A 23,494-nucleotide genomic window follows, 5' to 3' on the forward strand; every position below is an offset into this window, starting at 1 on the left:
CGCATCGACGACCGGCGGCGCACTCGTATCTCGCCTCAGTTTCGAGTCGGGCGCTTACGGCACTTTGCGGACGGCGCCCTTGTCGGCCGACGTCGCCAGGGCGGCGTAGGCGCGCAGCGCGGTGGTCACCGGGCGGACGCGGTCCACCGGTTGCCACGGACGCTCCGAGGCCTCCATCTTCGCGCGACGTTCGGCCAGCACCTCGTCCGACACCAGCACCTCGAGCGCGCGGGTGTGCACGTCGACGCGGATGCGGTCGCCGTTCTCGATCAGGCCGATCACGCCGCCCTGGGCGGCTTCGGGGGAGATGTGGCCGATCGACAGGCCCGAGGTGCCGCCGGAGAAGCGGCCGTCGGTGATCAGCGCGCACACCTTGCCCAGGCCCGCGCCCTTCAGGAACGCGGTCGGGTGCAGCATCTCCTGCATGCCCGGGCCGCCGGAGGGACCCTCGTAGCGGACCACGATCACGTCACCGGGCTGGATCTTCTTGCCCAGGATCATCGAGACCGCCTCCTCCTGGGACTCGACCACCACGGCCGGGCCCTCGAAGGTGAACAGCTCTTCGTCGATGCCCGCGGTCTTGAGGATCGCGCCGTCCGGGGAGATGTTGCCGCGCAGCACGCACAGCCCGCCCTCGACGGTGTAGGCGTGCTCGATGTCGCGGATGCAGCCGCCCGCCGCGTCGGTGTCCAGCGAGGACCAGCGGTTGCTGGTGGAGAACGGCTCGACGGTGCGCACGCCACCGGGCGCGGCGTGGAACAGCTCGATCGCCTCGTCGGAGGCCTTGCCCGAGCGGATATCCCAGGTGTCGAGGAATTCCGCGTAGTCGGCGGTGTGCACTGTGGTCACGTCGGTCTCGAGCAGGCCGCCGCGACGCAGTTCGCCGAGGATGGCGGGGATGCCGCCGGCGCGGTGCACGTCTTCCATGTGGTAATCCGAGTTCGGCGACACCTTCGACAGGCACGGCACCCGGCGGCTGATCTCGTCGATGGTGCTCAGATCGAAGTCGATCTCACCCTCCTGCGCGGCGGCGAGGGTGTGCAGCACGGTGTTGGTGGAACCGCCCATGGCCACGTCGAGCGCCATCGCGTTGCGGAAGGCCTTGGCGTTGGCGACATTGCGCGGCAGGACCGAGGCGTCGTCGTCCTGGTACCAGCGCTTGGCGATGTCGACGATGACGGTGCCGGCCCGCTCGAACAGCGCGCGGCGCGCCGAATGCGTGGCCAGCGTGGAACCGTTGCCCGGCAGGGCCAGGCCCAGCGCCTCGGTGAGGCAGTTCATCGAGTTGGCGGTGAACATGCCCGAACACGAACCGCAGGTCGGGCAGGCCGAGCGCTCGACCTCGTCGAGGCCCTCCTCGGACACCGCCGGGCTCGCGCTCGCCGAGATCGCGCTGACCAGGTCCAGCGGCGCGTGCGCGACACCGTCGACGACCACGGCCTTACCGGCCTCCATCGGGCCGCCCGAGACGAACACCGCCGGGATGTTGAGCCGCATCGCGGCGTTCAGCATGCCGGGAGTGATCTTGTCGCAGTTGGAGATACAGACCAGCGCGTCGGCGGTGTGCGCGTTGGCCATGTATTCGACCGAGTCGGCGATGATCTCGCGCGAGGGCAGCGAGTACAGCATGCCGCCGTGGCCCATGGCGATGCCGTCGTCGACGGCGATGGTGTGGAACTCACGCGGCACGCCACCGGCGGCGCGGACGGCCTCGGCGACGATGTCGCCCATGTTCTTGAGGTGCACGTGACCGGGCACGAACTGCGTGTAGGAGTTCGCGATCGCGACGATCGGCTTACCGAAGTCGGAGTCGGTCATTCCGGTGGCGCGCCAGAGCGAGCGAGCGCCCGCGGCGTTGCGGCCGATGGTGGTGGTGCGTGAGCGGAGCGGTGGCATGGGGGAGTCCTCGTAGTGTCGCTGGGGGCGTCCAAGCGTGCGCGCAGGGGGCTGACCTGCGCGGCACAGAGCGAGTGCGCGGTGCGTCCGGCAACCCCGCACGTTACTCCGGCGCGCGCTGGTCGCGTCGCGCCGGTGGTGCGTGCGGAGGTGATGGAACCGGGCTCGAGGCGGGAGTGTCGCTCCGGAGGGTGTCGCCGCGGTGGTGCCGTCGGCGCGGGGTGCCCGGTGCCGTCAGCTTACCGGTGCAACCGCGCGCCGCACCGTGCCGATTCCCACAGTGATCGAGCGAACGCTCACTCCTCGGTGTCGGCCTCCTCGGCCTTCGCCTTCTCGGCCGCCCGCTCGGCGGCGACGCGCTCGGCCTCGGCCTGCTCGGCGGCGGCGAACACGTCGGGCAGGCGGCCGCCGGAGGCGTCGATCAGCTCACGCAGCCGGTCGTAGCCCACCGCGGGCAGCCGCACCTCGGAGTCGTCGGCCAGCCGGGCCTTCACCGCGCCGCGCTTGGGGATGCTGATGCCCTTGACCTGCGCCCAGTCGAGGTGCTTCTTGCCGATCATGGAGCTCAGGTCCAGCCCGGCGTCGGAGACCGTGGTGTGCGTCCGGACGACCCACCAGATCGCGACGAGCGGGAGCAGCAGCAGCCACCACAGCCCGGCGGGCCAGCCGACGAACGGGAAGAACACGCAGAACGCGAGCACCAGCACGCCGATGTAGGCCAGCCGCGGCACCCCGATGACGTACACGCCCGGCGTCGGCGTGCTCGGCCTGCGCGGGACCAGCAGCCAGATGATCACCGCGGTCGGCACGATCAGGCCGATCCGCAAGCCGAGCGACCAGTCCTGCACGGTGCCGACGACGACGAAGATCAGGTACGCGAGCACCACCGCGGCGATGGCCGCGAGCCTGCCCGGGCTCGCCGAGCGCAGACCGCCGGGTCGCGAGGGGCGACCCGTATCGGTTCCCTCGTCGGCGGTGTGGGACGATTTAGCCGGTGGCACGGACTGATGCGGTGATGACACCCTCCTATCCTCGCATCCTGGTACACGGACCCACGCAACCACTCACGTCCCACATAATGGGACGCCGAGAGTAGTCTGTTTGACTCTTCGGTCCACGCGCGCTTAACGTCGTGCACGTGAATCGAAACGAGTTGCTCGTACTCGGCCGGCGCGTCCAGCGTTGAGCCTGACTGCCTGAGTCGAATACGTCAGCTCGCGTTGCGACGCGCCACCCTCGAACAGCCATGCGCTGGTCGGGGGCTTTTTTGTGTTCGGGCATTACCCGATGCGCGACGGGTCGCAAGACACCGCGTGTCAGGCACAACTGTGTTGTCCGGGGTCAGAACGACAAAGTAAGGAACGTAGACGGTGAGTGCACCAACCGCACGACCCGGGCCATCGGCCCGCAGGTCAGCGCCTTCGGCGAACCAGCCTGCCGCTGGTAGCCCGGCGACCAACCCCACCCGCCGCCAGGTCGCGCCCGAGCGCGTCACCGGCGCCCAGTCGGTGGTCCGGTCCCTCGAAGAGCTCGACGTCGACACCGTATTCGGCATTCCCGGTGGCGCGGTCCTTCCCGTCTACGACCCGCTCTTCGACTCCACCAAGGTCCGCCACGTCCTGGTGCGCCACGAGCAGGGCGCCGGTCACGCGGCGACCGGCTACGCGCAGTCCTCGGGCAAGGTCGGTGTGTGTATGGCCACCTCCGGTCCCGGCGCCACCAACCTGGTGACCCCGCTGGCGGACGCCCAGATGGACTCGGTCCCGATCGTGGCGATCACCGGTCAGGTGCCGTCGAGCCTGGTCGGCACCGACGCGTTCCAGGAAGCCGACATCTCCGGCATCACCATGCCGATCACCAAGCACAACTTCCTGGTCAAGGACCCGATCGACATCCCGCGCATCCTGGCCGAGGCGTTCTACCTCGCCGCCTCCGGCCGCCCGGGTGCCGTCCTGGTCGACATCACCAAGGACGCCCTGCAGGCGCAGACCACCTTCTCGTGGCCGCCGGAGATGCGGCTGCCCGGCTACCGTCCGGTCACCAAGCCGCACGGCAAGCAGGTGCGCGAGGCCGCCAGGATGATCCTGGAGTCCAAGTCGCCGGTGCTCTACGTCGGCGGCGGTGTGATCAAGTCCGACGCCTCGGCCGAGCTGCTCGAGCTGGCCGAGCTGACCGGCATCCCGGTGGTCACCACCCTGATGGCGCGGGGCGCGTTCCCCGACAGCCACACCCTGAACATGGGCATGCCCGGCATGCACGGCACCGTCGGCGCCGTGGCCGCGCTGCAGCGCTCGGACCTGCTGATCACCCTCGGCGCCCGCTTCGACGACCGCGTCACCGGTCAGCTGGACTCCTTCGCGCCCGACGCGCGGGTCATCCACGCCGACATCGACCCGGCCGAGATCGGCAAGAACCGCCACGCCGACGTCCCGATCGTGGGCGACGCGCGTGAGGTCATCGTCGAGCTGATCGAGACCCTCAAGGCCGATCCGCAGTCCGGCGCCGCGCCGCTGCTCGACCTCACCGAGTGGTGGGGCTATCTCAGCGGGATCCGCGACAACTACCCGCTGGGCTGGAAGACCCCGAGCGACGGTTCGCTCTCGCCGGAGTTCGTCATCGAGACGCTGGGCCGGCTGGCCGGTCCCGACGCGGTGTACTGCGCCGGCGTCGGTCAGCACCAGATGTGGGCCGCGCAGTTCATCAAGTACGAGAACCCGCGCACCTGGCTGAACTCCGGTGGCCTCGGCACCATGGGCTACGCGGTGCCCGCGGCCATGGGCGCCAAGATGGGCACCCCGGAGAAGGAGGTCTGGGCGGTCGACGGTGACGGCTGCTTCCAGATGACCAACCAGGAGCTGGCCACCTGCGCCGTGGAGGGCGTGCCGATCAAGGTCGCGCTGATCAACAACGGAAACCTCGGCATGGTCCGCCAGTGGCAGACCCTGTTCTACGAACAGCGCTACTCCAACACCGATCTCGGCACGCACACCCTGCGGATCCCCGACTTCGTCAAGCTGGCCGAGGCGCTGGGCTGCGTCGGCATCCGCGTGGAGAAGGAAGAGGACGTCGAGGCCGCGATCCGGCAGGCGCAGGCGATCAACGACCGCCCGGTCGTGATCGACTTCATCGTCGGCAAGGACGCCCAGGTGTGGCCGATGGTCGCCGCGGGCACCAGCAACGACGAGATCATGTTCGCCCGCGGCATCCGCCCGCTCTTCGACGAGGACGAGCAGGTCTCCGAGCCCGCCGTCATCCACGAGGCGATGGAGCGCGAGCAGGCGGCCTTCGAGAAGGGTTCCCCGGAATGAGCACCACCCACACCCTGAGCGTTCTCGTCGAGGACAAGCCGGGCGTGCTGGCGCGTGTCGCGAGCCTGTTCTCGCGCCGTGGCTTCAATATCGAGTCGCTGGCCGTCGGCGGCACCGAGATCCCCGAGATCTCGCGCATGACGATCGTCGTGACCGTCGACGATCTGCCGCTCGAGCAGGTCACCAAGCAGCTCAACAAGCTGATCAACGTCATCAAGATCGTGGAGCAGGACGCCGACGCCTCGGTGGCCCGCGAACTGATCCTGGTGAAGGTGCGGGCCGACGCGTCGGTGCGCACCCAGGTGATCGAGGCCGTGCAGTTGTTCCGCGCCAAGGTGATCGACGTGTCGCCCGACGCGCTGACCATCGAGGCCACCGGCACCCGGTCCAAGCTGGATGCCCTGCTGCGCATGGTCGAGCCCTACGGCATCCGCGAGATCGTGCAGTCGGGCGTGGTCGCAGTCGGACGCGGTCCGAAGTCGATCACGGCCACCCGCTAACTTTTACCCACCAGAAATTATCCAGAAGGGACTCCACAGTGGCAGTCGAGATGTTCTACGACGACGACGCTGACCTGTCGATCATCCAGGGCCGCAAGGTCGCCGTGATCGGCTACGGCAGCCAGGGCCACGCGCACTCGCTGAGCCTGCGCGACTCCGGCGTCGACGTCCGCGTCGGCCTCGCTGAGGGTTCGAAGTCGCGGCCGAAGGCCGAAGAGGCCGGTCTGACCGTCGGCACCCCCGCCGAGGTTTCGGAGTGGGCCGACGTGATCATGGTGCTGGCGCCCGACACCGCCCAGGCGTCGATCTTCACCAACGACATCGAGCCGAACCTGAAGGACGGCGACGCGCTGTTCTTCGGCCACGGCCTCAACATCCACTTCGGTCTGATCAAGGCTCCGGCCAACGTCACCGTCGCGATGGTCGCCCCGAAGGGCCCCGGCCACCTGGTGCGTCGTCAGTTCGCCGACGGCAAGGGCGTCCCGGCCCTGATCGCCGTGGACCAGGACCCGACCGGCGAGGGCCAGGCGCTGGCGCTGTCCTACGCCAAGGGCATCGGCGGCACCCGCGCCGGCGTCATCAAGACCACCTTCAAGGAAGAGACCGAGACCGACCTGTTCGGTGAGCAGGCCGTCCTCTGTGGTGGTACCGAGGAACTGGTCAAGACCGGTTTCGAGGTCATGGTCGAGGCGGGCTACGCCCCCGAGATGGCCTACTTCGAGGTGCTGCACGAGCTGAAGCTGATCGTCGACCTCATGTACGAGGGCGGCATCGCGCGCATGAACTACTCGGTGTCCGACACCGCGGAGTTCGGTGGCTACCTGTCCGGTCCGCGCGTCATCGACGCCGGCACCAAGGAGCGCATGAAGGCGATCCTGGCCGACATCCAGTCCGGCGAGTTCACCCGCCGCCTGGTCGCCAACGTCGAGAACGGCAACACCGAGCTCGAGGGTCTGCGCAAGGCCAACGCCGAGCACCCGATCGAGGTCACCGGCGCCAAGCTGCGCAGCCTGATGAGCTGGGTCGACCGCCCGATCACCGAGACCGCGTAAGTTCTCGCTGTTCTTCTGAAGGGCCCGTTCGCCACGCGCGAGCGGGCCCTTCGGTTTGCCGGGCGTCCGCTGCGTTCCGGCCCGGCGCGGATCCTTGCTGTTGATCACCGATAGCGCGAGACTTGCTCGATGACGAACAAGACGGTGGAGGACTTCGCGGACGAAGCGGTCGAACAGGGAAAGGCGGCGCGCAAGCGGATCTCGCGCTCGGAGCTGGGGGAGTGGGGTGCGGGCCCGGATCGGGAGGACCCGGTCACCATTCTGGAGCGCCAGGCCGAGTCCAGGGTGCCGGAGCTGGTGCCGATCAGGTACGCCCGGATGAGCGTGTCACCGTTCACCTTCCTGCGCGGCGCGCCCGCGATCATGGCGGCGGATCTGGCGCAGAGCGCGAACAGCGGCCTCACCGTGCAGCTCTGCGGTGACGCCCACCTGTCGAATTTCGGTCTCTACGCCTCGCCGGAGCGCAATCTCGTCTTCGACGTCAACGACTTCGACGAGACCCTGCCCGGCCCGTTCGAATGGGACGTCAAGCGCCTGGCCGCGAGCGTCGCGGTCGCCGCCCGCGACAACGGCTGCGAGGACGATCGGGCCGCCACCGCCGCCGAGGCCGCCGCGCGCGGGTATCGCGAGGCGATGGACATGCTCGCCGAATCCGACAGCATGACCGTGTGGTACGAGCGGGTCGACGCCGATCAGGTCGCCGATCTGATCCGCAAACCCAAGACGCGCAAACGGTTCGACAAGACCGTCGACACCGCGCGGAGCAAGACCAGCCTGCAGGCGCTGAACAAGCTCACCGAGCCGGACGCCAACGGCGTCCCGCGGATCAAGAGCCAGCCGCCGCTGCTGGTGCCGATCGAGCTGGCCGACGGCAAGATCATCAAGGAGGTCTTCGCCGACTTCCGCCGGAGCCTGCCCGACGAGCGCCGCGTGCTGCTCGACCGGTATCGCGTCGTGGATCAGGCGATGAAGGTGGTCGGCGTCGGCAGCGTCGGCACCCGGTGTTTCATCGCGCTGATGATGGACAAGGAGTCGGGCGCGCCGCTGTTCCTGCAGATGAAGGAGGCCGAGACCTCGGTGCTCGCGCCGCACCTGAAGCCGAGCAAGTATCACCACCAGGGGCACCGGGTGGTCGTCGGTCAGCGGCTCATGCAGTCGGCCAGCGACGTCTTCCTCGCCTGGGCGACCGGTCCGGCGGGCCGGTTCTTCTACATGCGGCAGTTGCGCGACATGAAGGGATCCGCCGACGTCGGCACGATGACCCATCGTGAGCTGGCCCGGTACGCCGAATTGTGCGGCTCGGTCCTGGCTCGCGCGCACGCGCGCTCCGGTGACCGGGTGGCCATCGCCGCCTACCTCGGCGGCAACGATCGATTCGATCGCGCGATGGGCGAATTCGGCCTGTCCTACGCCGATCAGACCGTCACCGACCGGCACTCCCTGCTCGCCGCCATCGACTCCGGGCGGATCACCGCGGCCGCGCGCGCCTACTGAGCCGAGGCCACTACACTGGTTACCGATGAGTAAGTTCTTTGCCTCGGTGGACCAGGTGCAGGACCGGCTGACCGCGGCCGGCTACCTTCCGTCCCTCGACATCGCGACCGCGGTCTTCCTGGCCGATCACCTCGGCAAGCCGCTGCTGATCGAGGGACCGGCCGGTGTCGGCAAGACCGAGCTGGCCAAGGCCGTCGCCACGGCGGTCTCGGCCGAGCTCATCCGCCTGCAGTGCTACGAGGGCATCGACGAGGCCCGCGCGCTCTACGAGTGGAACCACGCCAAACAGCTGCTGCGGATCACCGCGACCTCGGGGGAGACCTGGGAGGGCACCCGCGACCACGTCTTCACCGAGGAGTTCTTGCTCGCCCGGCCGCTGCTGGCGGCCATCCGCAACCCCGATCCGACGGTGCTGCTGATCGACGAGCTCGACAAGGCCGATGTGGAGCTGGAGGGTCTGCTGCTGGAGGTGCTCGGCGACTTCCAGGTGAGCATTCCCGAGCTCGGCACGGTCACCGCCGTCCGCAAGCCCTTCGTGATCCTCACCTCGAATGCCCATCGCGACCTGTCCGAGGCGCTCAAGCGGCGCTGCCTGTACCTGCACATCGACTATCCGACGGCGGAGCTGGAGAAGGCGATCGTGCGGCTCAAGGTGCCCGAACTGGACGCGGCGCTGGCCGAGCCGGTCGTGGCCACGGTGAGCGCGCTGCGGCAGCTGTCCCTGCGCAAGGCGCCGTCCATCGCCGAAACCGTGGACTGGGCGAAGACCCTGGTCGCGCTGGGCAGCCGGACACTGAGCGCGGGGGTCGTCCGGGCCACGCTGGGTGTGCTGCTGAAGTATCAGTCCGATCATCGGGTGGCGATCGAGAAGCTCGGCCTCGACGAGCGGCCCGACGGCAGCGTGGTCCGATGACCGCCCCCGGTACGGCGTCGTGGTGACCATCGTGCCCGCGCACGGCGGGATCGCGGCGCCGATGTCCGATCGCCTGGTCGGCTTCGTCGGGTTGCTGCGTGAGCACGGCATCCACGCGGGCCCCAGCGAAACCGTCGACGCCGCCGCCACGATCGTCGCCCTCGGCACCGCGGACGCCCGGGTACTGCGCTCGGGGCTGGCCGCCTGTCTGCTGCGCCGCAACGGCCAGCGCACGGTGTTCGACCAGCTCTTCGACCTCTACTTCCTCGACGGGACCAGGCCGGTCGCGGCGGCGGGCGCGGACACCGATCCGCTGCGCGAGCGGGTGATCGCGGCCCTGATCCAGGGCGCCGACACCGCCGAACTCGCCAGGGAGGCGCTCAACACCTTCGGCGCCTACGGCGGCGCGGGGGAGAGCGCGGGGCGGGTCACCTCCGCGTCGGGCGCGGGCTGGTCGTCGTATCTGACGATGAAATCGCTGCGCCCGGACGAGATCTCCGAGCAGGTCGCCCAAACCATGGGCGGGACCGGACAATTCGACGCGGCGGTGCACACGATCGAGGCGCGTCGCCGGGTCGAGCGGTTCCGCACCGAGGTACAGGCCGAGGCCCGGCTGCGCTCGGCGCAGCTGCGCGGCACCGACTACATCGCGCGCCGCGGCGTCGAATCCGGTGCCGACAGTACGGATTTCCTGGGTGCCCGCGAACAGGACCTGGCCGAGATGCGCCGGCTCGTGCATCCGCTGGCCCGCAAACTCGCGACCCGGCTGGCGGTGCGCCGCAAGAAGGCCGTGCGCGGGCAGATCGACCTGCGCCGCACCCTGCGCCGGTCGATGGCCACCGGCGGTGTCCCGATCGATCCGGTGTTGCGTGCCCGCAGGCACGGACGCCCCGATCTCGTTGTGCTGGCCGATGTCTCGGGCTCGGTGACCGGTTTCGCCGAGTTCACCCTGCAGCTGGTGCAGGCCCTGCAGGACCAGTTCAGCAAGGTCCGCAGCTTCGGCTTCGTCGACGTGTGCGCCGAGATCACCGGCTACTTCACCCCGGGTGAACCGCCGCCCGCCGGCTTCGCGCGCGAGATCGTCCGCGACGCCGGGGTCGCCCGGTTCGGCTCGAGCAACTACGGCGAGGCCTTCCAGGGTTTCGTCGACCACTACCTCGACGCGCTGGGCCCGCGCACCTGCGTCCTCATCCTCGGCGACGCCCGCACCAACCGCACCGACCCGAATCTGGCCGCGCTGCAAGCGATGACCGAACGGGCCAAGGCCGTGTACTGGCTCAATCCGGAGCCGTCGCGCTCGTGGTCGACCGGTGATTCGGCCGCCCACGTCTACACCGACATCGTCACCATGCACGAATGCCGCACGGTGCGGCAGCTGGCCGAGGTGATCGGCCGGCTGCTGCCCGCGTGAGCGCGCGGTCGGTCAGCGCGCGCTGAGCCGCACCACCGCGTATTCGTGCTCGCTCTTGTCCTGGTACTTGCCGTACCGCGGCTGCGCGGCGGTGATCGACTCCCAGGCCGTGGCGCGGTCCGCGCCGGTGAGCACGTGCGGGGTGACCGGCAGCGGCGCCGCGCCGGGCAGCTCGATGGTGGCCTGCTCCGGGTGTCCCATCAGGTTGAGGTGCCAGTCGGGGTGCCCGTTCTTGCCACCCGAGGCCACCAGCAGCCAGGAGTCGCCGTCGGCGAACCAGGAGAGCGGGGTCTGGCGCGGCGCGCCGCTGCGGCGGCCGACGGTGTGCAGGATCAGCACGTCCATGCCCATGAAGGTGCCCTTGCCCGCGCGGACCTTGCGGTTCATCCTGGCGTTCATCCGGTGCTGCATCCACCGGGAGAAACCCCCGTGCGAGTTCTTCTTTGCGGACTGGTTGGTGGTCATCTCGAAGGTTTCCTTTCGGTGGATCAGGACGGGTCGGGGGAGGGGTGGGGCTCAGCCCCAGGCGCCGGCGATCTGGCGGGTGGTGGCGTTGAGCCGGTTGAACATGTTGGTGACGCCGATCATCAGCACGATCGAGGCGAGCTGGCGCTCGTCGAAGTAGCTGGCGGCCGCGTCCCAGATCTCGTCGGTGACGGCGTTGGGGCGGTCGGCCAGGCGGGTCGCCGCCTCGGCCAGTTCGAGCGCGGCGCGCTCCTCGTCGGTGAAGTACGGGGTCTCGCGCCAGGCGACGACCGTGGCGAGGCGATCCTCGCTGACACCGGCTTTGCGGGCGGTCTTGGTGCCGCCGTCGACGCAGGCGCTGCAACCGTTGATCTGGCTGACCCGCAGGTGCACCAGCTCCAGGATCTCGCCGTCGACGCCGCCGGTCTGCACCGCCTTCAGCACCTGCTGGATCGGGCCCATCGCGTCGGTGAGGACCATGGCCGGGTTCTGCATCCGAGACTGCATGTCGTGCTCCTTGTTTCCGTTGTGCTCCGCTGCTTGCGGTGTGACTCAATAACAGCCCGCCGGGCGACGGAACACGATGGCTGTGGGACACTGTGGGACAGTGGAAAACGGCCCTGACCTCCCGATTGTCATCGGGAAACTCGATGATCCGGGCCGGGACAACGACAGTGGGAAATGGTGGTTGTGCAACAGCAGACGGCAAGGGCCTACCCGCAGGACGAACTCGCGGCGCGCCTGCGCCTGATCCAGGAGCTGTCGGGTCGCGGCGTGCGCGCGCTGGCGCGCGACACCGGGCTGAGCTCGTCGTCGCTGTCGCGCTACCTCAGCGGGCAGACGGTGCCGCCGTGGCCGGCCGTGCTGGAACTGTGCCGCCTGGTCAAACGCGATCCGCGCCCGCTGCGGCCGCTGTGGGAGCGCGCCAACAACCCGCTGCCGGCGCCGCCGAAGACGAGCCGCCAGGTCGCCCCGCCGAGCCCGCCCGCCGACGCCCCGCCGCCGCCGCGCAACGACCTGCCCCGCGACGTCCCCGACTTCACCGGCCGCGACCAGGCCATGGCCGATGTGCTGGCCGCCGTCCGGGCCGACCGGGTGGTCGCCATCGACGGGATGGCCGGGGTCGGCAAGACCTCCCTGGCCGTGCACGCCGCGCATCAGCTGACCGCCGAATATCCCGACGCCCAGCTCTATCTCGACCTGCACGGCTTCACCGACGGCCGCCAGCCGCTCGACCCCGACGCCGCGCTGCGCGCGCTGCTGGCCGCCCTGCAGGTGCCCTCGGAGAAGGTGCCGCAGGACGGCGGGGTCGAGCTGCGGGCGGCGTGCTGGCGCTCGGAGCTGGCCCGGTTGCGCGCGGTCGTCGTGCTCGACAATGTGGCCGACGCCGCGCAGGTCAGCCAGCTGCTGCCGGGCGCGGGCGCGTCTGTTGCCATCATTACCAGCCGCAATCGGCTGCTCGAGCTCGACGAGGTGCCGCCGGTGACCCTCGACGTGCTCACCGCCGAGGAGAGCGCGGAACTGCTGGTCCGGGCCAGCGGCGACGCGCGCGGACCCGACGGCAGGCTCGCGCGGGAACCGGAGCAGGCCGCCGAGGTGCTGCGGCTGTGCGGCAATCTGCCGCTGGCGCTGCGGCTGGCCGCGGCCCGGCTGCGGCATCGTCCTGGCTGGTCGGTCGGCATCCTCGTCGAGCGAATGGCCGAGGGCGCCACCGAATTCGACACCGCGTTCGGCATGTCGGTGCGCCAGCTCAACCGCGATCAGCGCAGGTTGTTCCGGCTGCTCGGCCTGATCCCGGGATCCACCTTCACCGACTACGTCGCCGCCGCGGTCGCCGATGTGCCGCTGCGCACCGCGCGCGCCATGCTCGAGGACCTCCTCGACGCGCACCTGGTCCAGCAGCCGGCCGAGGGCCGCTACCGCCTGCACGATCTGGTCCGCCAGCACGCCCGGCACGCGAGTTCCGAGCAGGATTCCGACGTCGATCGCGAGCGCGCGCTGGGCCGGATCCTCGACTACTACGTGCACACCGCGGCCGCCGCCGACGCCGCGATGCCGTTCCTGTCGCCCACCCGCCCGGTCTCGGCGGGCTCGCCCCCGGCCGACCTACCGGTGTTCCCGCACCGCGACGCCGCGTTCTTCTGGTTCGTCTCCGAGTACACCAACCTGATGGCGGTGTTCTACGCGGCCGTCGAGGTGGGCGCGAACGTCCATGTGTGCGAGCTGCCGCGGTTCATGCGCGCGTTCTTCGCCCGGCGCTGCGGCACCACCCATCTCAACGCGCTGTTCGAGCAATCCCTCACCGCCGCAAAGCATCTCGGTGATCCACGGCAGCTCGCCGAAGCGCACAGCGACCTCGGTTTCGCCCGCTACAACGCGGGCCGGATGAGCGAGGCGGCCGCCGCCTACGCCGCCGCGGCCCCGCTGATCTCGGCCGCGGGCGACCCGCTGCCGCGCGCCGAGCTGACCATGCGCTGCGCCCACTTGCGCTGGGACGAGGGCGATACCGAGGAACCGCTCGAACTGTTCCGCCAGGCCCGCGACCTCTACGCCGACAGCGGGTGCCCGATGAGCGCCGCCGACGCCATCGCCAGCGAGGCCTGGGCCGTGCTGCAACTGGGCCATCGCGAACAGGCCGCGGCCCTGGCCCGCGAGGCACTCGACCTCCCCGCGGGCGACCCGTCCTGGCCGCCGTCGCTGCAGGCCCAGATCACCCTCGGGGTGGCCATCGCCGCCGACGAGCCGGAGGAAGCGCTCGAGCACCTGAGCAGCGCGCTGGCCCTGGCCCGCGCCGACGGCCACAAGCACAACGAGGCCTGGGGCCTGAACTGCCAGGGGGTCGCGCTGCGCCGGATGGGCCGCTACGAGGCGGCGCTGGCCAGCCATCGCGAGGCGTTCGCCCTGCTCGACGACCTGTTCGAGGAGCACTGGAAGATCCACTTCCTCAACGGCTACGCCGAAACCTGCCGCCTCGCCGGCCTGCCCGACGAGGCGCTGCGCCTGCATCGCCACACCCTGGAGCTGGCGCCGAGACTCGGCTACCGACTCGAGGAGGCGCTGGCCCACCAGGGCATCGCCGAGGTCCTCGAATCGACCGACCCGGACGCCGCCGCCGAGCATCGCGCGGCGGCCGAGGCCATCCAGTCCGAGCTCAGCCCATCGACTTCGCCCCGTCGAGGGATTCCCGGATGATGTCCGCGTGGCCGGAGTGCTGCGCGGTCTCGGTCATGATGTGCATGAAGACCCGGCGCGCGCTCCAGCGTCCGCCGGGCTCGAACCAGGGCGCCTGCGACAGCGGCTGAGTCACGTTCAGGTCGGGCAGCGTGCGCACCAGTTCGTCGGTGCGCGCGGCCACCCGCTCGTACTCGGCCAGCACGCCGGCGAGGGTCTCGTCCGGGCGCAGGACGAAGGCGTCGCCCCACGCGGCGATCTCTTCCTCGGTCATCGCGGAGAAATCGGGCGCGGCCTCGGGCCCGTCGAGGATGAACGTCGCCCAGTTCGCCTCCACCGCCGCCACGTGCTTGATCAACCCGCCCAGGGTCAGCTCGCTGGCGGTGGTCCGCGTCCTGGCCTGCTCGTCGGTCAGCTCGCGGGTGGTGAAACGCAGGAAGAACCGGTGCTTGGCCAGCATCTCCAGCAGGTCGGAGCGCTCGGCGTCGAGGAGGGTGGGAGTTGTGTTCGTCATGAAAACCAAGGTAGAACCCATTGCGGTCACTTTCTGTCCGCAATGTGCGCGAGAATGAAAAACATGGCCGACACGAGCGCACGCACCCTCCGTCTGCTGTCGCTGCTGCAGACCCATCGCTACTGGCCGGGCACGGAACTCTCCGGGCGCCTGGGTGTTTCGGCGCGCACCCTGCGCCGCGACATCGACCGGCTGCGCGACCTCGGCTACCCGGTGGACGCTCGTCCCGGCGTCGACGGCGGCTACCAGCTCGCCGCGGGCGCCGCGCTCCCGCCGCTGGTCCTCGATGACGACGAGGCCGTCGCCATCACCGTCTGCCTGCAAGCCGGGTCGCAGGGCGCGGGCGACGGCCTGGCCGAGCCGTCGATCCGCGCCCTGGCCAAACTCGTCACCGTCCTGCCGACCCGCCTGCGTCGCCGGGTCGACGCGCTGCGCGCGATGACCGTCTCCACCGGCTGGAACGCCGTCCCGCTCTCCGACGTCGACCCGGCCGTCCTCACCGACCTCGCGCTGACCTGCCGCGGCGAGGAACGCCTCACCTTCACCTACACCGCCGCCGACGGCCGCACCAGTACCCGCGAGGTCGAACCGCACCGCCTGGTCTCGCTGGGCCGCCGCTGGTATCTCGTCGCCTACGACCTGACCCGCCACGACTGGCGCAACTTCCGCGTCGACCGCCTCAGCGCCTCGCGCGCCACCGGCGTCCGCTTCCGTCCCCGCGAGCTGCCCGCCCCCGACGCCGCGGAGTTCGTCCGCGCGGGAATCGGTTCCCGCCGAACGGGTTACACCGTCACCGCCGAGATCGAAGCGCCCGCCCTCGACGTGCACGCCCGCGTCGGCCGCTGGTGCGTCGTCACCGCCCTGCCCGCCGACCGCACCCACATCGAGATGACCGTCGACAACCTCGACTGGCCGATGCTGTTGCTGGGCAAGGTGGCGGCCGAGTTCCGGGTCCTCGGACCGCCGGAACTGACCGAGCGAGTGGCGGAATGGGGAGCGCGGTTCAACGCCGCGTCCTAGCCCTCAGGCCCTGGTCGCGCAGGGGTGATAGTCCGCGGAACCTGGCTCGGTGGCGTCGGGCGAGATCGTCGCGACCGTCACCAGCGTCGCGTACACGCCGACCCCGACGAGCGCGAGGCCCGCCACCGTGATCGCGCCCGGTCTCCACCGCCCGGGGACGCGGGTCAGCGCCACGATCAGCCCGGCCAGCAGCACCACGGTGCCGAGCAGCAACCCGGCCCCGAGGGAGTTCAGCAGCACCGCCCCGCCGGGAACGTCGACCACGGTCGCGCAGTGCGCCGCGAGCAACGCGCGTTTCCGCTCGCCCAGCAGCGAGTCCGCGGCGACGAGCGCGCCGACCGCGCCACAGAATGCCGCCACCGCGGCACCGACGAAGACCAACGGCCCGCGTGTCACTACCAGAACTCCTCGCATCGAGATGATGCGCTCATTCTGGATATCCCGCACCGCCGCTGGCAATTCCACGGCGGCCAGGGCCCGCCCCGACCCGGAGGACGGGCCCCGATCGCTCAGTCGCAGCTACCGAACGCACCGTGCGGCAGCAGCTGATGCAGCCACTTCCGCAGCGGGTTGTGTCCCAGATGCAGGCCGTTGTCGTGGTCGTGCCAGCCGCGGTCGACGAACTCGGCAGCGGCGGGCGCCTGCTCGGCCTGCGCGCCGGCCGGACCGGCGACACCGACGAGTGGGAGGGCGAGGAACGCGCCGGTCAGCGCGAGTCGGAGCAGACGACGGTGGGGTTGTTTCGAGCTCACAGGTGAAATCCTTTCGAACCAGATCTTGCAGGGCTACACCCTGCCCCAGATTCCCGCCCCTGTCGTGCCCTGATCTGTCAGGCCCGGTATCCATCCTGCGGGCGATGATCCTGCAGGGGCACGCGATGTCCCTGCGGAGGGCCCTGATTCGGTGACGAGCTGTCCGGACGCTGGGCGTCGGGACTCAGCGGTGCGCTGGGATAGGGAGCCTGGGCGTCGGGCCGAGGGGCGTCCGGTGCGGGTTGGGCCCCGCCCGCGTTGGGCGCACCGGGTGCAGGTTGGGCGCCTATGGAGGGCACACCGGGCGCGGGGTGAGCCCCCGCGTAGGGCGCACCGGGTCGGGGCTGGATGCCCGCGTAGGTCGCACTGGGTGCGGGTATGGCCCCGACGGAGGGTGCACCGGGCGCCGGGTGGGCGCTCGCGTTGGGCGCACCCGGTGCGGGTTGGGCGCCTATGGAGGGTGCACCGGGTGCGGGGTGGGCGCTCGCGTATGGCGCGCCGGGTGTGGGCTGAGCGCTCGCGTAGGGCGCGCCGGGTGCGGGTTGGGCGCCCGCGTAGGGCGCGCCGGGTGTGGGCTGAGCACCCGCGTAGGGCGCGCCGGGTGTGGGCTGAGCACCCGCGTACGGCGCACCAGGTGTGGGTTGGGCGCTCGGATACGGAGTGCCCGGCGTCTGCTGCCCGCCCGGATGAGGCGCATCGACGAGCGGCCGCATCCCGGGATGCGGTGCACCGCCGACGAACTGAGCCCCAGGAAGTTGGCCATGGAGCGCGTGCTGCGGCGCGCCCGGCCCGGGTCGGCCCGGCGCACCGGCCACCGGCACCATCCCCCGCGCCCACGCCCCACCAGGCGGCCGCTGTGCTGCGGCCCCCTTGCACCACCGCTTGGTCGACGGCAGCACCGCGAGCACGAACGTCACCACCGGAAACACCAACAGCAGCACCGACACCACCCACGGCAGGTTGCGCTCCATCGAGTACAGCCCGTTGAACACCGACTGTCCCAGCACCACGTCGATATGCCGCCCGATCGGCAGGTCGTACTGGATCAGCTGAACCGCGGTCGACAGCGCCGTCACCACATACGCGCCCACCGTCCCGACGCTCCCCAGCATCACCATCGTCGGCCCCGCCGCACGCCGCCGGAACACCAGAATCGCCCCCACCAACAGCGCCACCGCGGACACCACGTCGACCAGCAAGGTCACCCCGGACACCACCGACACCCACCCCGGCGCGATCCCCCACCCGAACACCCCGGTCTCACTCCGCACCATCTTGTACAGACCGAACACCACCCCCACAACCCCGGCGATCCCCCCGAGCAGTGCGAGCACCGCCGCCACCACGGCCGTCCCCCCACTGGCCGGCCGCTGATCGGCAACCCTGTACATCCGCTCCTCCTCGCTGTTTCCGGTCGACCCCACCCTCTCCCGAATCCGCCCAGCTGTCCTGTCCACCGAGCCCGCGAGAGAGCCCGCCGCCCCTACCCAGTTACCCCGAGCGGCGGGCGACTACACGATGTCCGCGTCCGAGCCATCGGTCCGCTCAGCCGTTGCGATACCGCTGCATCCGCCGCCGCCGGAAGAACAGCTGATCCACCGCGACCGGATCCACCGCGGCCGTGATGTCCGCCAGCCGGGTGTCGTAGTGGTGCTCGTGGATGCACCGATGCAGATGCGCCCGCCGCTCCGGCACCAGATCCGACCACACCGCGCCGAATCGCCCCTGCGCGTCGGCCCCCGACACCGCGACCAGATCGAGCAGCGCGGGCCAGGACCCGGTCTCGGTGGCGTGCGCGGGCAACTCCGCGACCGTCGCGTCCGACAGCGCCGCCAGCGCGTACCCGACGACACCCCGAATGGTCTCGTCCATCCGCGACATCAACACGAACAGCCCCCGCCAGCTCCCCACGTCACTGCGATCGTCGAGCGGCGCGACCAGCCCGACCCCCACCCCCGGATCACCGAACACCGGATTCCCCACCAGCGTCCACAGCCCGAGCGGCGTGAGATGCCCGACCACCGTGAGGAACTCGGGCACCGCCCCCACCTCGATCGCGTTCCGCACCAGATTGGCGACCTCCCGCTGCGAGGCGCTGCCGAACAGCACGTCACCGACCCGGCTGATCACATCCGGCGCGCACCGCGAGAACACCGACAGCGCGGCGTGTTGCAGCGCGGGCCGCCCCGCCATCACCGCCTGCGCCATCCGCGGGATCCGCCGATGCGGCCCATCGAGCAACTGCCGGATGACCGAGCTCAGGATGTCGGAGTCGTAGGAGTACGCCGCCGAGTGGATCAGCCCCGCGTCGTCCTGCACGTCGGCCTCGACGGCGGCGATCAATTCCGGTGTGGCACAGGACAGGAACGGCCCCGCCGTCACGTAGTCACACCGCCGCAGCAGCTCGTTGACGATCTCCACCACCGGCCCCGGCGGCGCCACGTCCGCCAGCTGCGCGATGGCCCGCGGATCCAGATAGGGCGCGCAATCCGCCGCGTACCCCGGGTCCAGCATCATCAACGTCTCCGCGGCCTTGACCGGATGCTCCACCCCCACCGACCCCGCCGCCCGCCCGGTCGTCATCGGCGGAACCAGCCGCTGTACCAGCGGAATCGAGATCGACAGCGGAATGAACGGCACCAGCGCGCTGATCCGCCGAAACGTCTCGGTGTGCTGATCGAACAGCACCCCCGCGATCTGCTGCTGCAACTCGTGCAACCGATCGGCCCCCAGATACCGCAGATGCTGCACCCGTTGCGGATGCACATGCAGCGTGCGAGCCAGCAGGATCAACTGCGCCCGCGTCGTCAGATCCGTCATCTGCCGCCGAACATGATCTTCTTCGTCACCGCGCGAAACGGCCGCGGCAACGCCCCCAACATCGAGTCGATCGACTTGTCCAGCGCCTTCGCCTCGAACGTCACCGCCGCCCGCATCAACTCGAACAGATCCCGAGCCTCATCGGCAGGCAAACTCTGTAGCGAAGGCAGCGTCGCGGGCACGCCACCCTCACGGTCACTTCGACTCATCATGTGACTCCTGGGTAACGCGAACTCCCCACCGAGCATGCCGTCTCCCCCCACCCCCGACCACAACTTCGCGAATATCTGTGCACAGCAACGAAAACAACGGCACGAATACATGTGAACCGACGTCCCACCGACGATGTTCAAGGACTATGTCTATCGGCAGTGAGCTCGCGCCGATTCCTACCTAGCCCGCACTACGGGGTTATCCATGTCTTGACGACGACTGATTAGACAGATCGCGGTTGGAGTGTGGCCGAGTCGCGCAGGTTTTGGCACTGTTGCTGAGGGCTGCATCGACTGGCTATCGCCATGTGGTGCGGCTGCGCTGTCGGACTCAGGGGGTTGGGGCATGGCCAGGGTGACGAAGGTCGTCAAGAATTCGCAGCGAATCCGACCACACAGCGCCGAATCGAGTGTGGAGTGCCGATACCAGGAGATCACCGACGGCGACGGCGAGAAGCTGTTGCACCTGTCGACGTTCGGATCCAAACATCGAGCGTCCGAACCGAAGAGCAGTCAATCGCTGCAGGTTGATCGGACGATCGGGATCAGCCTCGTCGAGTTGTTCTGCGAGACGTTCGGGTTGGCCGCGCCCGGTGACGACTACGAGCCGCGTCTGGTCGAGGCGTACCGCGCCAATCCGGCCCTGTTCCGCCAGCTCATCGCCGAAGATGTCACCGCGAACGACGTCATCGGATGGGCGCACCGTCGGGTGCAGGTCGAACGATTCCGACGACTGATGACCGACGACGACGCCTTCGCCGAGGAGGCCGCCGAGATTCCCGGCAAGGGCACGGAGAAAGTGTGGCAGCGCTTCTTCGAGCAGAATTCGTGGATTCTGGGCACCTCGCTCGCTACCCAGCTGTTGACCTCGTGGAGCGACGATCGGCTGGAACAAGTGGTCGCCGGCTATTCGATCGCGGAGGTCGGCAAACGGACCGACGCGTTGATGCTCACCGCGGGTCGGGTGCGGTCGATGGTTTTCGTCGAGTTCAAAACGCATAAGACCGAGCTGCTTCGGGAGAGGGAGTACCGCTCCGGCGTGTGGATGCCGTCGTCCGAACTCTCGGGAGCGGTTGCCCAGGTGCAGTCGACGGTTCACCTCGCCACGAAGACGATCCACGACCGACTGCAATCGAAAGACGCCGAGGGCTTCTATGTCCCGGACGACTGGACCTACATGCTGCGGCCGCGTTCCTATGTGGTGGTCGGGCAGCTGGGTCAGTTCCTCGCCCCGTCCGGGGGGCATCACGAGCAGAAGATCCGATCGTTCGAGCTGTACCGCCGCGACCTGACATCGCCCGAAGTCGTCACCTTCGACGAGCTACTCGCCAAAGCCGAATGGATGGTGTCGACCCCGTTCGCGGGCTAGTCACGAACCTGCCCTGGCTGGGGCATGCCGCCCCTGCGTGTCGCGTGTAACGGTCATCTCGCCGGCCCCGGGACAGTTCTACGAATATTGGTGCCGGTGATGCGGGGTGACGATGATGGGCGACTGGCAGTTCGATGTGCCGACGATGGGGCGGAAGTGCCTACCGCCAGTCGCTCGGCATTGGAGGCGCAAGCCAGTCAAGGCACGGTTACGGCTACGACAGCACCGAGCTCACGACCCTTCGGTACCGCTTCACCACCCTCGACGCTGACCGACTCCAGTGCGTTACCTACCTCTGGCGGGCGGTGCGCTTCCAGCTCGTCTTCGACGCGGCGGGCAGGCTGGCTTACCGACGCTATCCAGGTCGATCGCGCTGCGTACGGCGCGATCGATCCTCGGACCCGACAGGAAATCGGTCAGAGCCGCGCCGGCGGCACCGCCCAGCGTATGGACCTCCTCGGCGAGGTCGTCAGCCGCGTCCGTGCAGTAGCTGCCGAGACGAACCGCACCGCTATCCGCTCCGTAGCCTGGTGCGCCCACATCGCCTTGTCCATGTTCGGAGCGGGTGCAGGATCGGATGACAGTGCCGTCTATCCACGCATATGCCCCGGGTCCCGTCAGGGCGGCCTTGACGCTGCTTGCTGACCGTTAAGAATCCCTCATCGAACTAGCTGACGATGCTCGCTTCCGCGGGCGGGCGAGGACGGCCGCGACGCCATCCAACACGCCCGCTATGGGTCGCCTCCTTGTCCAGGCGTGGCCAACTGGCTGATGCTACTGGGCGCTTGGTGCGTTCAGCGGTGCTCCGCAGGAATCCGAGTCGATCGCGGTGGTGTCGGAGCCGAGCAGCCTGTGGATCGTTCGAGGACTTCCGAGCCTTCCTTGGCCGCTGTCGTGACGATTTCGTCGGCGGTTGCTGTGCGACCTTGCTCCGCCGAAGTCGCTACATCGAGCATGCGTTCGATTGCGCCGTTCCGCGGTATGGTTTCCGCTATGTCGCAGCAGCCCAGCGAGGAAGTCCACGAGCGCACCAGCGTAGAGCTCTTCGCGGGCGGTGGCGGGTTGGCGATGGCCGTTGGCCGGGCCAAGTTTCGGCCGCTCCTATTCAACGAGTTCGCGAAGCGCGCGTGTGAGACGCTCGCTGACAACGCGGCCAGACGTGTCGAAATTGGTGCCACGCCGTGGATCCCCGTGGGTGAGCAGCGCCCGCCCCTGGTGGAGGGGGATGTGGCGAAGGTTGATTTCGAGTATCTTCGTGGCCGAGTCGATGTTCTCGCTGGTGGCCCGCCGTGTCAGCCGTTCTCCCTCGGTGGGGCGGCGCGCGGCGACGAGGACGACCGCAACGGCTTCCCTCACATGTTTCGCGCCATCCGCGAGATGCGCCCCAAGGCGGTGATCTGCGAGAACGTGCGTGGCCTATTGCGCCCGTCGTTCAGGCCGTACTTCGACTACATCGAGCGGGAGCTGTCTCTCCCGTTTGAGCGACGGGCCGAGGGATCAGACTGGGAGGAACACAACGCGATCCTTCGTGGACTGTCGAACTCCTCGTCGATTCCGGAAGACGAACGGTATGAGGTGGATCACTTCCCAGTGAATGCCGCCGACTACGGCGTACCGCAGATCCGAAACCGGGTGATACTCATCGCCTTTCGCCGGGACCTCGGCGTCGACTTTGACAGGTTCCGGGAACTCGTGCGCCCCACGCACTCCGATGCGCGTCTGTACGCGGACATGCACGACGGCACGTATTGGGATCGGCACCGGAGGGCGAACATCCCTGCGGCCGTGCGGAAATCGGCCGTAAGCCGGATCCCTCCTATGTCCCAGAGACCGCTGCTGATGGACGAACCGCATCTTCAGCCGTGGCGGACCTTACGTGACGCGCTGCTCGGCGACGAGGCCAATGGAATCCCGCCCCTGCCGGAAATCCCTCTACATCATCTGGACCGCAAGGACCACTGGAGGGATCTTGCCAAAAGGCACTGGAGCCCCGTGACCAGGGCGGTCGTGGTCACGGACCACGTCGGCTGGCCGGACGCGCGAATCTATCAGGGCCATACACCGAACGAGCTGGACCGGCCGGCGAAGACGGTCAAGGCGGGAGTGCACGGCGTTCCTGGCGGAGAATCGGTGATGCGGCTCGACGACGGGACCCATCGCTACATGACAGTCCGCGAGACGGCCAGGGTGATGACGTTCCCTGACGACTGGGCGCTCTCTGGCCCTCGCGGCGAGAAGATGAGGCAACTTGGGAACGCGGTGCCGGTCCGGCTTGGCGAGGTATTCGCGACCGCAGTGGCCATGGTACTCACAGAGGCGGAGGCCAGGGTCGCCGAAAGGGCCAAAGGCGAGAATTAGGTACGACGGTGACTGGATTGAACCCAAACCGGTGGCACGACGGGATACCACCGGACAGCGCGTGGAAGTGTCGGCCCGGGTTGGACAGGGCCAAGCGGACCGCGGAGCAGGACAGAGCTGCGGGCGGAAACCGCAACCGGCTGGTAGGGCTCGACGACGACCGGGTCGCCCATGCATCAGTCGTTTTGAAGGTGTTGCCACGTACGCGCCGGATCCGCGCCTACGTTCGCTGGTACGAC

20 protein-coding genes are annotated in these 23,494 nt (G+C 69.2%); 10 read left to right on the forward strand and 10 right to left on the reverse strand.

Going from position 1 to position 23,494, the window contains the following annotated elements; genetic code table 11:
* Positions 1-54: 54 nt before the first annotated feature.
* Entirely contained in the window at positions 55-1,896 is a 1,842-nt protein-coding gene (gene ilvD / locus ACFVW6_RS19475; protein ID WP_378832286.1) for a dihydroxy-acid dehydratase, read from the reverse strand.
* Between the two features lie 296 nt (positions 1,897-2,192).
* Positions 2,193-2,918 carry a PH domain-containing protein gene (locus ACFVW6_RS19480; RefSeq protein ID WP_378832284.1) on the reverse strand — a complete coding sequence of 242 codons (726 nt, stop codon included), beginning with the start codon at positions 2,916-2,918 and terminating at the stop codon, positions 2,193-2,195.
* A gap of 348 nt (positions 2,919-3,266) precedes the next feature.
* Here ACFVW6_RS19480 and ACFVW6_RS19485 point away from each other — a divergent pair, with 348 nt between their 5' ends.
* The 6 genes from ACFVW6_RS19485 to ACFVW6_RS19510 all read left to right on the forward strand — a co-directional run bounded on the left by ACFVW6_RS19485 (position 3,267) and on the right by ACFVW6_RS19510 (position 10,574).
* Entirely contained in the window at positions 3,267-5,204 is a 1,938-nt protein-coding gene (locus tag ACFVW6_RS19485; RefSeq protein ID WP_378832280.1) for an acetolactate synthase large subunit, read from the forward strand.
* On the forward strand, positions 5,201-5,704 hold the full coding sequence (ilvN, locus tag ACFVW6_RS19490; RefSeq protein WP_019048314.1) for an acetolactate synthase small subunit: 504 nt from the start codon (positions 5,201-5,203) through the stop codon (positions 5,702-5,704). Before ACFVW6_RS19485 ends, ilvN begins: the two co-directional genes overlap by 4 nt.
* A 50-nt stretch (positions 5,705-5,754) precedes the next feature.
* Complete coding sequence (gene ilvC, locus ACFVW6_RS19495) at positions 5,755-6,756, forward strand: ketol-acid reductoisomerase (RefSeq protein ID WP_355282871.1); 1,002 nt, start codon at positions 5,755-5,757, stop codon at positions 6,754-6,756.
* 129 nt (positions 6,757-6,885) lie between these two features.
* Positions 6,886-8,250 carry a DUF2252 domain-containing protein gene (locus tag ACFVW6_RS19500; protein ID WP_378832278.1) on the forward strand — a complete coding sequence of 455 codons (1,365 nt, stop codon included), beginning with the start codon at positions 6,886-6,888 and terminating at the stop codon, positions 8,248-8,250.
* 25 nt (positions 8,251-8,275) lie between these two features.
* The gene (locus ACFVW6_RS19505; RefSeq protein ID WP_355282751.1) at positions 8,276-9,163 is read left to right on the forward strand and encodes a MoxR family ATPase; all 888 of its coding nucleotides are present in this window, start codon (positions 8,276-8,278) and stop codon (positions 9,161-9,163) included.
* A 22-nt stretch (positions 9,164-9,185) separates the two neighbouring features.
* Positions 9,186-10,574, forward strand: coding sequence for a VWA domain-containing protein (locus ACFVW6_RS19510; protein WP_378832276.1), 1,389 nt, complete (start codon positions 9,186-9,188; stop codon positions 10,572-10,574).
* Between the two features lie 12 nt (positions 10,575-10,586).
* Here ACFVW6_RS19510 and ACFVW6_RS19515 read toward each other — a convergent pair whose 3' ends face one another.
* Complete coding sequence (locus ACFVW6_RS19515; protein WP_357344077.1) at positions 10,587-11,039, reverse strand: nitroreductase/quinone reductase family protein; 453 nt, start codon at positions 11,037-11,039, stop codon at positions 10,587-10,589.
* Between the two features lie 51 nt (positions 11,040-11,090).
* On the reverse strand, positions 11,091-11,546 hold the full coding sequence (locus ACFVW6_RS19520) for a carboxymuconolactone decarboxylase family protein (protein WP_218719210.1): 456 nt from the start codon (positions 11,544-11,546) through the stop codon (positions 11,091-11,093).
* A gap of 174 nt (positions 11,547-11,720) precedes the next feature.
* Here ACFVW6_RS19520 and ACFVW6_RS19525 point away from each other — a divergent pair, with 174 nt between their 5' ends.
* Positions 11,721-14,231: a tetratricopeptide repeat protein gene (locus ACFVW6_RS19525; protein WP_378832272.1), complete on the forward strand. Its 2,511-nt coding sequence runs from the start codon at positions 11,721-11,723 to the stop codon at positions 14,229-14,231.
* Here the strand turns inward: ACFVW6_RS19525 and ACFVW6_RS19530 are convergent.
* Positions 14,191-14,724: a DinB family protein gene (locus ACFVW6_RS19530; RefSeq protein ID WP_378832270.1), complete on the reverse strand. Its 534-nt coding sequence runs from the start codon at positions 14,722-14,724 to the stop codon at positions 14,191-14,193. The two genes, ACFVW6_RS19525 and ACFVW6_RS19530, sit on opposite strands and share 41 nt — an antisense overlap.
* 63 nt (positions 14,725-14,787) lie before the next feature.
* On the opposite strand from ACFVW6_RS19530, the gene ACFVW6_RS19535 reads away from it, so the two are divergent.
* Positions 14,788-15,744 carry a helix-turn-helix transcriptional regulator gene (locus ACFVW6_RS19535; RefSeq protein ID WP_378832267.1) on the forward strand — a complete coding sequence of 319 codons (957 nt, stop codon included), beginning with the start codon at positions 14,788-14,790 and terminating at the stop codon, positions 15,742-15,744.
* 3 nt (positions 15,745-15,747) lie between these two features.
* Here ACFVW6_RS19535 and ACFVW6_RS19540 read toward each other — a convergent pair whose 3' ends face one another.
* From ACFVW6_RS19540 to ACFVW6_RS19560, 5 genes are all read right to left on the reverse strand, one after another.
* Positions 15,748-16,140, reverse strand: a complete 393-nt coding sequence (locus tag ACFVW6_RS19540; protein ID WP_355282769.1) for a hypothetical protein — start codon at positions 16,138-16,140, stop codon at positions 15,748-15,750.
* 113 nt (positions 16,141-16,253) lie between these two features.
* On the reverse strand, positions 16,254-16,496 hold the full coding sequence (locus ACFVW6_RS19545; protein ID WP_378832264.1) for a hypothetical protein: 243 nt from the start codon (positions 16,494-16,496) through the stop codon (positions 16,254-16,256).
* Positions 16,497-16,573: 77 nt separating this feature from the next.
* Positions 16,574-17,887, reverse strand: coding sequence for a hypothetical protein (locus ACFVW6_RS19550; protein WP_378832262.1), 1,314 nt, complete (start codon positions 17,885-17,887; stop codon positions 16,574-16,576).
* Between the two features lie 154 nt (positions 17,888-18,041).
* Positions 18,042-19,316: a hypothetical protein gene (locus ACFVW6_RS19555; RefSeq protein ID WP_355282775.1), complete on the reverse strand. Its 1,275-nt coding sequence runs from the start codon at positions 19,314-19,316 to the stop codon at positions 18,042-18,044.
* Entirely contained in the window at positions 19,313-19,498 is a 186-nt protein-coding gene (locus ACFVW6_RS19560; protein ID WP_355282778.1) for a hypothetical protein, read from the reverse strand. The genes ACFVW6_RS19555 and ACFVW6_RS19560 overlap by 4 nt, the downstream gene beginning before the upstream one ends.
* Before the next feature lie 274 nt (positions 19,499-19,772).
* Between ACFVW6_RS19560 and ACFVW6_RS19565 the strand changes: the two genes are divergently transcribed.
* Together ACFVW6_RS19565 and ACFVW6_RS19570 are read left to right on the forward strand one after the other, a co-directional pair.
* Positions 19,773-20,897, forward strand: coding sequence for a Shedu immune nuclease family protein (locus ACFVW6_RS19565; protein WP_378832257.1), 1,125 nt, complete (start codon positions 19,773-19,775; stop codon positions 20,895-20,897).
* A 993-nt stretch (positions 20,898-21,890) separates the two neighbouring features.
* Positions 21,891-23,255 (forward strand): DNA cytosine methyltransferase, encoded by a 1,365-nt coding sequence (locus tag ACFVW6_RS19570; RefSeq protein ID WP_378832255.1) that lies wholly within the window; start codon positions 21,891-21,893, stop codon positions 23,253-23,255.
* Positions 23,256-23,494: the final 239 nt, after the last annotated feature.

It is taken from the genome of Nocardia sp. NPDC058244, from assembly GCF_042882065.1.
GTDB lineage: Bacteria > Actinomycetota > Actinomycetes > Mycobacteriales > Mycobacteriaceae > Nocardia.